This is a genomic window from Streptomyces sp. NPDC101110 (assembly GCF_044759525.1).
Taxonomy (GTDB): Bacteria; Actinomycetota; Actinomycetes; order Streptomycetales; family Streptomycetaceae; genus Streptomyces.
In genome coordinates, this window is record NZ_JBIVZM010000017.1 from 103516 (window position 1) to 117510 (window position 13995).

The window sequence follows — 13995 nt, forward strand, 5'->3', positions numbered from 1 at the left end:
CCGAGGAGGTTAACAAGACCTTCACTTTTTGACCATGTTCACCCAAGGTGCGCCTTGTCACGCACACATCTGTACAACCCTTGACACATCTCATGTGTCTGGTGCGTCAAGAGCCTCAAGATGAAGGGATCAGTTCCGCTTCTTGAAGGCGGTCAGATCTCCCGCCAGGCCTCCAGGGCGAGCCCCGGCTCGTCCTTGCGGCGGGTGAACAGCACCGTCCCGGTCGACGGCGAGAGCGACGCGGCGACGACCTCGTCGTGCTCGTCCAGCGCCACCGACAGCAGGGCGTCGGCGGGCAGCCGGGGCCCGGACTCGGTCCACCAGGCACCGGCCGATTCCTGCTCGGTCGGGTACGCGGCGAACGCGACCCGGCCGTTCGCCGACCGCTGCGCGAGGACCGTGCAGTCGTGCCCTTCGATCTCGCACCGCACGGCGGACACCGGGCCCGGTCCCGCGCAGGCGAGGAGTGTCACCGGCTTCTCCCCGGGGCGCCAGGCGCACAGGTCGCCCGAGCCGTCGGTGAAGAACAGGGTGGTGTGCTCGGCGGACGTGGCGAGCGCGCGCAGGGTGCCCGCACGGACGGACGCGTCGACGCCCTCGGCCCGCACGGGCTTCCTGCCGTCCGACTCCTGCCGCCAGTGCAGGATCCCGCCGGGTACGGAGGCGTACAGCTCGACCAGCCCCGACTCGCCCGTGACGGCGGCCAACTCCCCCTCGACGTCGTGACCTTCGAGGTCCAGCCAGCCTCCCCAGCCGCCCTTCACCTTCTGGTTGCGCAGGCTGACTCCGCCGCTCCCGTTACGCACGAACACATAACCCCGTCCCGCCCCGTCCACGGTCACGGCGGGCGGTCCCGTACGGTCGCCCTTCTTGTCCGGGTGGCCGATGGGCGTCCAGTCCAGGGCCGCGAGGTGGGGGCGGAAGTGCGTGGAGTGCACGAGCCCGGACTCGCCCGGAGCGGTGGGCCGCCAGGCCGCCAGATGCGCGTAGCCGTCGGCGCCTTGTCCGACCGCCGCCCCCGGGTGCAGCTTCTGGGCGCCGCCGACGGTGCGCGGATCGTCCTCCCAGAGGCCGCCGGGGCCGCGTTCCGCCCGGCACAGGACGGCGTCGCCGGAGGGCAGGTAGACGGTGAGGCGGCCGTCGCGGCCGCGGATGAGCCAGTCGCCGTTCACGTGTTCACTTTATGCGGCAGCCCGGGCCCGGCGCGCACGCCCCTCCCCCGTCCCCGGCCCATCTCCCGTGCGACCCTGGCCACATGAACGAGCCATCGCCTCTCCTCGTCGTGGTCGACGCCGCGAACGTCGTCGGTTCCGTGCCGGACGGCTGGTGGCGGGACCGCCGGGGTGCGGCGGAACGGCTGCGGGACCGGTTGGCCTCGGACGGCGTTCCGGCCGTCGCCGGACCGGTGGAGATCGTCCTGGTCGTGGAGGGGGCGGCACGCGGGGTGGAGTCCGTGCCCGGGGTGCGGGTGTCGTCCGCGCCGGGCAGCGGAGACGACCACATCGTCGAGGTCGTGGCCTCGGCCGCTGAGCGCCCCGTCCTGGTGATCACGGCGGACCGGGAGCTGCGCAGGCGGGTCGGGGAGCTGGGGGCGGAGGTGGCGGGGCCGCGGTCCGTACGTCCATAGGTGCGGGCCGTAGGGGCTGCGACCGGGTGTCCGCAACCCGGCGACGCGGGGTGCCTCCCCCAGGCTCTCGGCTCCGCTCGAGTGGGGAGGGACCCCGTCGCCCACCCGTACCGCCCGCAGCGGCAGACGACCGCCGAACCCCAGCGCTTACGGCGTGCCGCCGCCCACGCCGGGCTGTTCCTCTCGCGCCTCGCCGCGGGCCAGACGGCTGTGGCTGCGGCCGTACAGGAAGTAGACGAGGAAGCCGACGGCCATCCAGATGGCGAAGCGGACCCACGTCTCGGCCGGCAGGTTGATCATCAGCCACAGGGAGGCGCACACCGACAGGATCGGGATGACCGGCACCCACGGGGTGCGGAACGACCTGGGCAGGTCGGGCCGGGTCCGGCGGAGGATGATCACGCCGATCGCGACGACCACGAAGGCGAACAGCGTGCCGATGTTGACCAGCGCGGCGAGCTCCGTCAGCGGCGTGAACCCGGCGAGGACCGCGATGAGCACGCCGAGCAGGATCGTGGGCCGGTGCGGCGTCTTGAACCGCGGGTGGACCCGCGAGAAGAACCGTGGCAGCAACCCGTCCCGGCTCATCGCGAAGAACACCCGGGTCTGCCCCAGCAGCAGGATCATGCACACCGTCGTCAGGCCGACCGCGGCGCCGAAGCTGATGAAGCCCGCGTACCACGGGTGCCCGGTGGCCTTGAAGGCATCGGCGAGTGGGGCGTCGACGGACAGCTCGGTGTAGTGCTGCATGCCGGTGACGACGATCGACACAAGGACGTACAGCGTCGTGCAGATGACGAGGGAGCCGAGGATGCCGCGCGGCATGTCGCGCTGCGGGTTCTTGGTCTCTTCCGCCGCCGTGGCCACGACGTCGAAGCCGATGAAGGCGAAGAACACGACCGAGGCGGCGGTGAAGATACCCATCACGCCGAAGTTGGAGGGCGCCCAGCCGAACATGAGCTGGATCAGAGGGGAGTCGAGACTCGCCCCGGCCTCCACAGGCTTCTCCTTCGGGATGAACGGGTCGTAGTTCTTCCCCTCGATGAGGAACGCACCCGCGATGATCACCACGAGGACGACGGTCACCTTGATGGCGACGACGAGCGACGTGATCCGCGCGGACAGCTTCATGCCGATCACGAGGATGCCGGTGAGGACGAGGACGAGCGCGGCGGCGAGGATGTCGAAGCCGAAGGCGTCGGCGCCCTCCCGGCTGCCCAGACCCGCGGGCATCGTCCAGCCCGCGTTGTCCATGAGCGACTGGATGTAGCCGGACCAGCCGACGGCCACCACCGCCGTACCGAGAGCGAACTCCAGAACCAGGTCCCAGCCGATGATCCAGGCGGGCAGTTCACCGAGGGAGGCGTACGAGAACGTGTAGGCGGACCCGGCGACCGGGACCGTGGACGCGAACTCGGCGTAACAGAGGGCGGCCAGGGCGCAGGCGACGCCGGCCGCCACGAACGCCAGAGCCGTGGCAGGCCCGGCGTTGTTCTTGGCGACTGTGCCGGTGAGAACGAAGATGCCGGTACCGATGATCACACCGACGCCGAAGACGGTCAGATCCAGCGCGGACAGGGATTTCTTGAGCGCGTGCTCTGGTTCCTCGGTGTCGAGGATGGACTGCTCGACCTTCTTCGTCCGGAAGAGGGTACTGCTCACGGGGTACCTCCCACGCTTGTCGTCCTCGACATGATCGAGAGGTGGCACCATCCGTATGCCCCGGCACGGACCAATTCACGCCAATGGGCCGGTTCCACCACCCTCACGGCGGGGAAACCGGCCCATCTCGCACCCGTTCGGCCGCGTCAGTCGCGGGCGGCGTCCACGGCATCCGCCGCACTGCGCTCGTAGCGGCCGTCCAGCTTGGCGACCAGCCCGGTCACCTGCCGGGCGATGTCCGGCGCGGTGAGACCGATCTCGGCCAGGACCTCCGCACGCGAGGCGTGGTCGAGGAAGCGCGGCGGGATGCCGAAGTCGCGCAGCGGCACGTCGACGCCCGCATCGCGCAGCGCCTGCGCGATCGCCGAGCCGACTCCGCCGACCCGGCTGTTGTCCTCGACGGTGACGACCACGCGGTGCTGCTCGGCGAGCGGTGCCATGGCCTCGTCGACGGGCTTGACCCAGCGCGGGTCGACGACGGTCGTGGAGATGCCCTGCTTGTCGAGCAGGGCGGCGATCTCCAGGCACATCGGCGCGAGGGCCCCGACGGAGACCAGCAGCACGTCCGGCCGGTCGGTGCCGGGCTCACGCAGGACGTCCATGCCGCCGACACGTCGCACGGCGGGCACGGCGGGACCGACGGCGCCCTTGGAGAAGCGGACCACGGTCGGTGCGTCGTCGACGGCGACGGCCTCGCGCAGCTGGGCACGGACCTGGTCCGCGTCACGCGGCGCGGCCAGCCGCAGTCCGGGCACGACCTGGAGGATCGACATGTCCCACATGCCGTTGTGGGAGGCGCCGTCGGTGCCGGTGACACCGGCCCGGTCGAGGACGAAGGTCACGCCGCACTTGTGCAGGGCCACGTCCATCAGCACCTGGTCGAAGGCGCGGTTGAGGAAGGTCGCGTACACGGCGAACACCGGGTGCACGCCGCCCGTGGCCAGGCCGGCCGCGGAGACTGCGCCGTGCTGCTCGGCGATGCCGACGTCGTATACGCGCTTGGGGAAGCGCTTGGCGAACTTGTCCAGGCCCACCGGCTGGAGCATGGCCGCCGTGATGGCGACGATGTCCTTCCGCTCCTCGCCGAGCTTGACCATCTCCTCGCCGAAGACGGACGTCCAGTCGGCGCCGGAGCTGGCGATCGGCAGGCCCGTGTCGGGGTGGATCTTGCCGACGGCGTGGAAGCGGTCCGCCTCGTCCTGGAGGGCCGGCTGGTAGCCGCGGCCCTTCTCGGTGAGGCAGTGCACGATGACCGGCCCGCCGAACCGCTTGGCCTTCGCCAGGGCGGACTCCAGCGCCTCCAGGTCGTGCCCGTCGATCGGGCCGACGTACTTCAGGCCGAGATCCTCGAACATGCCCTGCGGGGCGATGAAGTCCTTCAGGCCCTTCTTCGCGCCGTGCAGGGTGTCGTAGAGCGCCTGCCCGACGACGGGGGTGCGCTCCAGGACCTCCTTGGTGCGGGCCAGGAAACGCTCGTAGCCGTCCGTGGTCCGCAGGGTCGCCAGGTGGTTGGCGAGGCCGCCGATGGTCGGCGCGTAGGACCGCTCGTTGTCGTTGACGACGATGACGAGGGGCCGGTCCTTGGCGTCGGCGATGTTGTTCAGCGCCTCCCAGGCCATGCCCCCGGTCAGCGCGCCGTCACCGATCACGGCCACGACGTGGTCGTCGCGCTCCATGATCTGGTTGGCCTTGGCGATGCCGTCGGCCCAGCCGAGGACGGTCGAGGCGTGCGAGTTCTCGATGACGTCGTGCTCGGACTCGGCCTGCGAGGGGTAGCCGGACAGGCCGCCCTTCATCTTCAGCTTCGAGAAGTCCTGGCGGCCGGTGAGCAGCTTGTGGACGTAGGACTGGTGGCCGGTGTCCCAGAGCACCTTGTCCCTGGGCGAGTCGAAGACCCGGTGCAGGGCGATGGTGAGCTCCACCACGCCGAGGTTGGGGCCGAGGTGACCGCCGGTCTTGGAGACCGCTTCGACGAGGAAGCTCCGGATCTCCTCCGCCAGCTGGTTCAGCTCCTCCAGGTTGAGCCGGTCCAGATCGCGCGGTCCCGTGATTCGGGTCAGCAGCGGCACCCGTGCCTCCTTGCAGTAGAGCTGTTGCCGGGCTTGTCGAGTCTAATGTTCCGCCTTTGCGGGCGACGCCGAGGCTGTGCGTCGTACGTCACGCGTTCGGCTCTACCCATGGTGCGCCACCGCTACGACACAGCTGTGCCCGGTACCTGTGGGGTACCGGGCACAGGAGGTGTCACTCAGCGCTACGCGCGACCTGCGGTCTTCTGCGTCTTCCGGGTGACGGCGTCGATCACGACCGTGGCCAGCAGCACACCACCGGTGATCATGTACTGGACCGGGGAGGCGATGCCCTCCAGGGCCAGGCCGTACTGGATGGACACGATCACCAGGACACCCAGCAGGGCGTTCCAGGTGCGTCCGCGGCCGCCGAACAGCGACGTGCCGCCGATGACCGCCGCGGCGATCGCGTTCATCAGCAGGTCACCGCCACCGGCGCCCTGGTTGGCCGCCGCGATCTTGGAGGCGATGAACAGGCCGCCGACCGCGGCGAAGGTACCGGAGATCGCGAACACCGAGATCCGGACCATCTCCACGTTGATGCCGGCGCGGCGGGAGGCCTCGACGCTGCCGCCGAGCGCGAACACCTTCCGGCCGTACGACGTGCGGCGCAGTACGAAGTCCGTGACCAGCAGTACCGCGATGAAGATCACCACGGCGAGCGGCAGGCCCTTGTACTGGTTGAAGACGATGGCGACGGTGAACGAGAGCACTGCCAGCAGCACGGTCCGCACGATGGTCTCGCTCAGCGGCCGGGACGGCACGCCGGCGGCCTCGCGGCGCCGGTTGCCGAGGAAGGAGCTGAGGAAGAACCCGGCGGTCACCACCGCGGCCAGCGCGTACGCGGCGGCCACGTCGGAGAAGTAGTAGCTGGTCAGCTGGGCCACGACCCCGTCCGGGTCGAGGTTGATGGTGCCGTTGTCGCCGAGGATCTGGAGCATGAGGCCGTTCCAGAACAGCAGACCGGCCAGGGTGACGGCGAACGCGGGGACGCCGATCTTCGCGAAGAAGAAGCCGTGCAGCACACCGGCGACCGTGCCGGTGAGGATGGCCAGCACGAAGGCGAGCCACTCGTTCATGCCGTTGGTGACGTTCAGCACCGCGAAGCTGGCGCCCGCGACACCGGACACCGAGCCGACCGACAGGTCGATCTCGCCGAGCAGCAGCACGAACACGATGCCGACGGCGATCATGCCCGTGCCGACCATGGCGACGGACATGTCGGACAGGTTGCCCGCGGTGAGGAAGTTGGAGTTCAGGCTCGCGAAGATGAGCCAGATGATCGCCAGACCGATGACGACCGGGATGGAGCCCAGGTCACCGGACTTCATCTTCCGCTTGAACTCGGAGACGTAGCCCTTGAGGCCCTGCTCGCGCACCAGCAGCCGGGGGTCGACGACCGTGACGGCGGCCTTGGCCGCCTCGGGGTTCTCCACGACGTGCTCGTCGGGAGCCGTGGAGGTCTTGTCGATGCTCACTTGGAAACCTCCCCGTTCGTGCGCGCCGCACGGCGGGTCACGGCGTTGTCGGTGGCGCCGGTGATGGCGGAGATGATCTCTTCCTGCGAGGTCGACTTGACCTCGAAGACGCCGTTGTTGCGGCCGAGGCGCAGCACGGCGACCTTGTCCGCGACGGCCTTCACGTCGGCCATGTTGTGGCTGATGAGGATCACGGCGTGGCCGCGCTCGCGCAGCCGCTCGACCAGGTCGAGGACCTGCGCGGTCTGCTCGACGCCGAGGGCGGCGGTGGGCTCGTCGAGGATGACCAGCTTGGGCTCGCCGAGCATGGAACGGGCGATGGCCACGGTCTGGCGCTGACCGCCGGAGAGCGAGGCGATCGGGATGCGCACGCTGGGGATGCGGATCGACAGCGTGTCGAGCAGCTCGCGGGAGCGGCGCTCCATCTCCACCTCGTCCAGGACGCCGCGCTTGCGGATCTCCCGGCCCAGGTAGAGGTTGCCGACGACGTCGATGTTGTCGCAGAGCGCGAGGTCCTGGTAGACGGTCGCGATGCCCAGGTTCTGGGCGTCGTGCGGCTTGTTGATCTGGACGGAACTGCCGTCCCATTCGATGACGCCCTCATCGATGGGGTGCACGCCGGCGATCGTCTTGACCAGCGTGGACTTTCCGGCGCCGTTGTCGCCCACCAGGGCGACCACTTCACCGGCGTGGACCTCAAGCTCTACGTCGGTGAGCGCCTGAACGGCACCGAACCGCTTGGAGACCCCGCGCAACGCCAGCACGGGCGTAGCGGACACGTGAACCATCTCCTTCGCCGCCTGACCCGGCGGGAGGTTGTGCAGAAGTGTGGGAGGAGTGATCGCTCCGGCGCCCCGCATAGCTTGCGGGGCTGATGTGGCGGGGCGCCGGAGGAACTCAGGGGCAGCCGATCCTTGTCCGTGGCTCACGGGAGTCCGTGGGCGGACTCCCGCGACCCGGCAGGACCTGACGGCTGCTTAGCTGAGACCGGCCTTGTCGCAGGCGGCCTTGAACTTGCCCGCGCAGATCTCGTTCACGGTGTAGATGCCGTCCTTGATGACGGTGTCCTTGATGTTGTCCTTGGTCAGCGAGACGACCGGGACGAGGACCGACGGCACGGCCTTGGTGGTCGGGCTGTCGACCTTGTCCTTGGCGATCGAGTCGAGCGACTTGCCCTGGGCGAGGGCGACGGCCATCTCGGCCGCGACGTCCGCCTCCTGCGGGTAGGGCTTGTAGACGCTCATGTACTGCTCACCGGTGACGATGCGCTGCACACCCGCGAGCTCGGCGTCCTGGCCGGTGACCGGGACGTCGGCGATGCCGGCGGCCTTCAGGGCGGTGATGATGCCGCCCGCCATGCCGTCGTTGGCGGAGTAGACGCCGACGATCTTGTCCTTGCCGAGGGCGGAGATGGCGCCCTCCATGTTGGCGTTGGCGTTCTCCGGCTTCCACTCCTTGGTGTCGTACTCGCGGCCGATCTTCACCTTGCCGTCGAGCACCTCGTGGGCGCCCTGCTTGAACTGGGCGGCGTTCGGGTCGGTGGAGGACCCGTTCATCATGACGATCTGGCCGTCCTTGGCCTTGCCGCCGAGGGCCTTCAGCAGGGCCTCGCCCTGGGTCTTGCCGACGGTGACGTTGTCGAACGAGGTGTAGGCGTCGATCGGGCCCTCGGCCAGGCGGTCGTAGGCGACGACGGGGATGCCCGCGTCCTTGGCCTTCTTCACCGAGCCGGCGATGGCCTTGGAGTCCACCGCATCCACGATCAGCACGTCGACCTTGTTGGTCACCATCGTGTCGACCTGCTGGTTCTGCGTGCTGGCGTCCTGCTTGGCGTTGGCGTAGACGACCTCGCCCTTGCCGTCGGTGAGCTCCTTGACCTTCTTCTCGATGAGCGGCCGGTCGAACTTCTCGTAACGGGCGGTCGCGTTCTCCGGAAGGAGCAAGCCGACCTTGATGTCGTTGCCCTTCTTGGCGGACCCGGAGGAATCGGCGTTGTCGCCCGACTCCTTGGCGCTGCCACAGGCAGCAAGCGAAACGGCCATCGCACCGGCGGCAATAGCGACAGCGGCGCGGCGCATACGCGTGTTCACTTCACAAACCTCCCTGACGAGGCCGCGACATTGCGGCCGAGGTGGCTGGAAGTCAACTCGGCCACACGTGCGACGTCAAGAAGTAAATCCTTAACGAGATGGCAACGGTGCCATCCGTTCTCTAAGTGAAGGCAGGGGTGGCCGCCTTCGGTGCACCCGGGGCAGTTCCGTCAAGAAGGGTCGAATCGCCCATCTCGCTGAGGGCGAGAGCGAGCGCTCCGAGCACCTCCGCACGGCCGCCGAGGGCACCGGGGAGAACGGACAGCTGACGTGCCGCACTGGGGATCGCGTAGCGGCCGACGGACTCCCGGATCGGCCCGAGCACCAGCTCACCGGCCTCGGCGAGATCACCGCCGAGGACCACCCGGCTCGGGTTCAGCAGGTTGCAGAGATTGGCCACTCCACTGCCGATGTGGCGGCCGACGTCGGCGATCACCCGACGGCAGCCCGGGTCTCCGTCCCGCGCGAGCCGTACGACGCCTTCCATGGTCAGATCGGTGCCGTGACTGGACTGGAGGAGCGGGAGCACATAGCGCGCGGCCGCGAAGGTCTCCAGGCAGCCGCGGTTGCCGCAGCGGCACACCGGGCCGGATTCATCGAGTGTAATATGTCCGATTTCTCCGGCGGTGCCTCCGGGTCCCCGGTAGATCTTTCCGTCTATCACCAGACCGGCGCCGACGCCGCTGGCGACCTTGATGTAGGCGAGGTCGCGGACGCCTCGGCCGCTGCCCCAGACCATCTCGCCGAGGGCGCCGAGGTTGGCGTCGTTGTCCACGTGCACGGGGACGCCGAGGCGCCCGCGGAGCTCCTCCGCGGGCTTGGTGCCGGTCCAGCCGGGCAGGATGGCGGTCGAGCCGAGCGTCCCGGACTCGACGTCGATGGGGCCGGGGACGCCGAGGCCGACGCCGGCGATCTTGGAGCGGTCCACGCCGGTGGCTTCGATCAGACGGCTGACCAGCTGTTCCGCGCGGTCGAAGCCCTGGGTCGACGAGGCGTCGACGTCGAGGGGCTCGGATTCCTCGGCGAGGACCTGGTGAGCGAGGTTGCCGATGGCGACGCGGAGGTGGGTGTGGCCGAAGTCGACGCCGATGACGATGCCGGCGTCGCCGCTCAGCGACACGCTGCGGGCCCTGCGGCCGCCCGCGGAGGTCGGTGTGACCTCGACGGTGCCGCCGTCCTTCAACTCCCGGACGATGTTGGAGACCGTCGCCGCGGACAGACCTGTCGTCCGCGCGATCTCGGCCTGGGTGAGGGAGCCGGCGAGGCGCACGGCGCGTACGACCCGCTCCAGGTTGGCTCGGTGCAGCGACGACTGCGACCCCGGAGTCTCCACGACGACCTCCTGCGCACGGGGCCGCTTCGATGAGGCCCCGTCTATGTCCAACTAGTGAACTCTAAGCTGAGCCGTTCGGGTCGCCTCCCGTCAAGAGGTTGAACTGATTCCGGGGCGTGCGCGGATCGTCGCGGAGCGCTATGCGGGGGTACGCGCTTTCTGCGTGCGGTGGTCGGTACGGCTGCCTCAGGGGTGCGCGGCTTCGCCTTCCGCCGGGTGGCCGGGGCGCCGGCGTCACCGCAACTCGGCGCGCTACTTCAAGGCCCCCGCCGTCAGCCCCTGCACCACCTGCCGCTGGAAGATGATGTACGCCGCCAGCACCGGCAGCATCGCCATCACGAGGCCCGCGAAGAGGCCTGACCAGTCACCCTTGTACCCCTGGCTGACCGCCAGCTGCACCAGGCCCTGGGTGAGGACCCGCTTGTCGGGGTCGGTGTTGAGGACCGTGGGGAGCATGTACTGGTTCCACTGACCCAGGAAGTTGAAGATGCCGACGCTGATCAGGCCCGGCTTGGCCATGGGCAGCATGATCTGGAAGAACGTGCGGCTGTGCGACGCGCCGTCGACGAAGGCCGCTTCGGCGATCGACGTCGGCAGGGTGCGGAAGAACGCCGTGAGAAAGAACACCGTGAACGGCAGCGAATAGGCGATGTACACCAGGATCAGGCCGTGGATGGTGTTCAGCAGGCCCATGTTGTTCACGACGTAGAACAGCGGGACCAGCGCGAGCATGATCGGGAAGCTCATGCCGCCGATGAACAGGAAGTAGATGAAGCGGTTGCCCGGGAAGTCGAAGCGGGCCAGGACGTAGGCCGCCATGGAGCCCAGCACCAGGGTGCCGATGAGTGAACCGCCCACCACGAGCACCGTGTTGAGGAAGTAGTCGCTCATGTTGGCCTGCGTCCACGCCCGCGACCAGTTGTCGAAGTGCAGCGAGTCCGGGAGCGACCAGGGCGAGCTGAAGATGGAGCGGTCGTCCTTGAAGGACGTCATGACCGCCCAGAGCAGCGGCATGACCACCATGAACGCCCAGATGACCAGGACGCCGTGGGAGAAGACGTTGAGGACCGTGCCCTCCTTCTTCTCCTTCACGGGAGGGAGGGGCCGGATGTCCGTCTTGGTGATCGGGGCCCCGGACTCGGCCGGGAGCGGCGCGGGGGTTTCGGTCGTCTTCATCGGTCAGTACTCCAGCCGCTCGCGACGGCCCAGCCGCATCACCACGGCGGCGAAGGCCAGGGTGACGACGAGCAGGGCGACACCGATGGTGGTGGCGTAGGCGGCCTGCCCGTCACGGAACGCCTTCTGGTACACGTACAGGACCATGACGGTGGTCGAGTAGTCGGGACCGCCCGGCCCGGTGGTCATGATCTGCACGACCGCGAACGACTCGGCGCCCAGGGCGAGGATGCCCATGTAGACCCAGCCGGACTGCACGGTGTCCCAGAGGAGGGGCAGGGTGACCCGGAAGAACGTGGTGACGCGGTTCGCGCCGTCCAGCAGCGCTGCCTCGTACATCTCCGCCGGGATGGAGGCCATGCCGGCGGAGAAGAGGACCACGAAGAAGCCGACCGTGGACCAGACGAGGACCCCCATCACCGCCCAGAGGGCCAGATCAGGGTCGCCGAGCCAGAGGGGCTGGACGTCGTCCAGGCCGATCCCGCGCAGGAGCGAGTTGATCGCGCCGCTGTCCGGGTTGTACGCGAACGCGAACAGCAGCGCGACGATGGCGATCGAGAGGACCTGCGGGAAGAAGTAGACGATTTTGTAGAAACCGGAGCCGCGGACGCCGGTGATGACTGGCCCGTTTCTCCGTTTTCTGCCGCCTACGTTGATCATGAAGGCGAAGAACAGCGCGAGGCCGATCGTCACCACCGGCAGCAGGAGGGCGAACAGCAGGCTGTGCTGCAACGACTTCCAGAAGATGTCGTCGTCGAGCATGCGGCTGTAGTTGTCGAAACCGACCATCTTGAATTCGGGGCTGAGGCCGGTCCAGTCCGTGAACGAGTAGTAGATGGACTGGATGAACGGCCAGACCACGAAGAGCGCGTACAGTCCCAGGGGCAACGCGAGGAAGCCCACGATGAACCGGTACTTGCCGTGCTGCATCGCCACTCCGGTGCCGTGTGCGGAATTTGTTTTCCGGTGCTCTTACTGGTGCTTGTAGTGCTTGATGGAGTCGTCCTTGGCGGTCTCGTCGGCGAAGCCCTGGATCTTCTTGATGGCCTCGGCGGGAGTCAGACGGCCGGCCATCATCTCGCCGAGGCCGGAAACTCCGATCTTCTCCTTCTGCAACTGCACGTACCAGTCCTGCATACGGGGATTCACCACGTTCTCGCCGGCCTTGTCCAGTGCCGCGACACCGGATTTCAGACCGGGGGTGAGGGCGATGCCGTCGGTGCCGCCGTTGTACGCGGTCAGCGACTTCACCTTGCCGGTGAAGTTCTTCGATGAGGCCTCGCTGAGCATGATGCGCAGCTGCTCCATGCCGCCGGCGGCGTTCTTCGCCTTGGCCGGGACGATGAAAGGTTCGCCGCCGGAGGCCCAGATGGTGCCGAACGGCATCTTGTCGGAGGAGTCGAGGCCGGTGGGCGCGGAAACGGCCAGGTCGAAGTCCTTCGGGATGACGTTCGCCGACTCGTTCTCCACCCAGGAGCCGTTGGGGATGAACAGCGCCTTGCCCTCGGCCCACGCGGTCTGCGACTGGATGTGGTCCAGGCCCGGGGTGCCCTTGAGGACGTAGCCCTTCTTGTAGAGCTCGTAGTACGCCTCGAAGCAGGCCTTGACGGCCGGGTGCTTCCAGGCGTTGGGCTCCAGGTTGTCGATGGCGTCCAGGACCTCGCGGCCGCCGACCTTGCCGATCATCGGGTAGAGCGAGAAGGGGAGGTAGTACGGGTATTTGCCCGCGTACGTCCAGCCCGCCATGCCCTTCTTCTTGGCCTTGGCGCAGACCGCGAGCATCTGGTCCCAGGTCTCGGGGTACTGCTCGTCGAGCGAGTCCAGGGCCTTCTGCGAGTACCAGACGCCGTACACCGTGTAGGCGTAGTAGAGGATCCAGACCTTCTCGCCGTCGAACTGGCCCATCTCCACGATGCCGGGGCGCAGCGTGTCGCGGACCTTCTTGTTCGGGTCGTCATAGGAGGGCGCGTCCAGCAGCGGCGTGAGGTCGGTGAGCTGGTTCTTGCCGACCAGGACACCCATGTCCATCTGCTCGGCACCGGAGTTGTCGATGAGGTCCGGCGGGGTGCCCTGGTTGAAGCGGGGCTGGAGTGTGGACTGGATCTTCTGGGTGGCGGAGAACTTCACCGACGCCTTGGGGAAGTTCTTCTCGTAGATCTTCACGGCGTCCTCGGCGTACTCCTTGCCGAAACCGCCGTCGAACAGGACGAATTCCATGCCGGCCGTGTCGTTGACGGCGAGCGGGTTCTTCGCGGTCTTCTTGCCTGCTTTGGCCTTGTCCCCGCTGTCGTCGCCGCCGCTGCTCGCGCAGGCGGACAGGAAGCTCATGGTGGGAACGGAGATCAGCCCGAGCGCGGCGGACCTCTTGATCAGATCACGGCGGCCGACACCTTCGGTGCCGTGGTGCTCGGCGGAAGTGGATCCCATGCTCAAGTCCTCGCCTTCTCCAGGACTCAGGCGGTGAACCGGATCCTCCCGGCACCGCGATCGGGTCAAGCTGGGTCGTGCAGGAAGTGCGGGTGGTCACGTGCGGATCGTGTGAAGCGTCCGACAGGTATAGTCC

Annotated in this window: 11 protein-coding genes; 1 reads left to right on the top strand and 10 read right to left on the bottom strand. The window is 68.2% G+C overall.

Annotated features, from left to right (window positions below; all coding sequences use genetic code 11):
- Positions 1–152 precede the first annotated feature (152 nt).
- A complete protein-coding gene (locus tag ACIQU3_RS32220; protein WP_403741322.1) occupies positions 153–1172 on the bottom strand; it encodes a hypothetical protein in 1020 nt (339 codons plus the stop codon).
- A gap of 83 nt (positions 1173–1255) precedes the next feature.
- On the opposite strand from ACIQU3_RS32220, the gene ACIQU3_RS32225 reads away from it, so the two are divergent.
- Positions 1256–1627, top strand: a complete 372-nt coding sequence (locus tag ACIQU3_RS32225) for an NTP pyrophosphohydrolase (protein WP_403741325.1) — start codon at positions 1256–1258, stop codon at positions 1625–1627.
- A 147-nt stretch (positions 1628–1774) separates the two neighbouring features.
- On the opposite strand, the gene ACIQU3_RS32230 is transcribed toward ACIQU3_RS32225, so the two are convergent.
- The 9 genes from ACIQU3_RS32230 to ngcE form a co-directional block, all read right to left on the bottom strand.
- Complete coding sequence (locus ACIQU3_RS32230) at positions 1775–3289, bottom strand: amino acid permease (protein WP_403741328.1); 1515 nt, start codon at positions 3287–3289, stop codon at positions 1775–1777.
- 146 nt (positions 3290–3435) lie between these two features.
- Positions 3436–5358: a 1-deoxy-D-xylulose-5-phosphate synthase gene (gene dxs / locus ACIQU3_RS32235; protein WP_403741333.1), complete on the bottom strand. Its 1923-nt coding sequence runs from the start codon at positions 5356–5358 to the stop codon at positions 3436–3438.
- Between the two features lie 182 nt (positions 5359–5540).
- Positions 5541–6833 (bottom strand): sugar ABC transporter permease, encoded by a 1293-nt coding sequence (locus tag ACIQU3_RS32240; protein WP_403741335.1) that lies wholly within the window; start codon positions 6831–6833, stop codon positions 5541–5543.
- Positions 6830–7621 carry an ATP-binding cassette domain-containing protein gene (locus tag ACIQU3_RS32245; RefSeq protein ID WP_403741337.1) on the bottom strand — a complete coding sequence of 264 codons (792 nt, stop codon included), beginning with the start codon at positions 7619–7621 and terminating at the stop codon, positions 6830–6832. The genes ACIQU3_RS32240 and ACIQU3_RS32245 overlap by 4 nt, the downstream gene beginning before the upstream one ends.
- A 189-nt stretch (positions 7622–7810) precedes the next feature.
- Positions 7811–8911 carry a sugar ABC transporter substrate-binding protein gene (locus ACIQU3_RS32250; protein WP_403741585.1) on the bottom strand — a complete coding sequence of 367 codons (1101 nt, stop codon included), beginning with the start codon at positions 8909–8911 and terminating at the stop codon, positions 7811–7813.
- Positions 8912–9044: 133 nt separating this feature from the next.
- Complete coding sequence (locus ACIQU3_RS32255; protein WP_403741340.1) at positions 9045–10256, bottom strand: ROK family protein; 1212 nt, start codon at positions 10254–10256, stop codon at positions 9045–9047.
- Between the two features lie 252 nt (positions 10257–10508).
- Entirely contained in the window at positions 10509–11432 is a 924-nt protein-coding gene (locus ACIQU3_RS32260; RefSeq protein ID WP_403741343.1) for a carbohydrate ABC transporter permease, read from the bottom strand.
- Between the two features lie 3 nt (positions 11433–11435).
- Positions 11436–12362 (bottom strand): carbohydrate ABC transporter permease, encoded by a 927-nt coding sequence (locus ACIQU3_RS32265; RefSeq protein ID WP_031104949.1) that lies wholly within the window; start codon positions 12360–12362, stop codon positions 11436–11438.
- Positions 12363–12404: 42 nt separating this feature from the next.
- Positions 12405–13859: an N-acetylglucosamine/diacetylchitobiose ABC transporter substrate-binding protein gene (gene ngcE / locus ACIQU3_RS32270; RefSeq protein WP_366714460.1), complete on the bottom strand. Its 1455-nt coding sequence runs from the start codon at positions 13857–13859 to the stop codon at positions 12405–12407.
- Between the last annotated feature and the right edge of the window lie 136 nt (positions 13860–13995).

What these genes read in the sequence shown, in the direction of transcription:
- ACIQU3_RS32225 (WP_403741325.1), top strand. Translation starts at nt 1,256, where the DNA reads ATGAACGAGCCATCGCCTCTCCTCGTCGTGGTCGACGCCGCGAACGTC.
- ACIQU3_RS32245 (WP_403741337.1), bottom strand. Translation starts at nt 7,621, where the DNA reads ATGGTTCACGTGTCCGCTACGCCCGTGCTGGCGTTGCGCGGGGTCTCC.
- ACIQU3_RS32250 (WP_403741585.1), bottom strand. Translation starts at nt 8,911, where the DNA reads ATGCGCCGCGCCGCTGTCGCTATTGCCGCCGGTGCGATGGCCGTTTCG.
- ACIQU3_RS32260 (WP_403741343.1), bottom strand. Translation starts at nt 11,432, where the DNA reads ATGAAGACGACCGAAACCCCCGCGCCGCTCCCGGCCGAGTCCGGGGCC.
- ACIQU3_RS32265 (WP_031104949.1), bottom strand. Translation starts at nt 12,362, where the DNA reads ATGCAGCACGGCAAGTACCGGTTCATCGTGGGCTTCCTCGCGTTGCCC.
- ngcE (WP_366714460.1), bottom strand. Translation starts at nt 13,859, where the DNA reads ATGGGATCCACTTCCGCCGAGCACCACGGCACCGAAGGTGTCGGCCGC.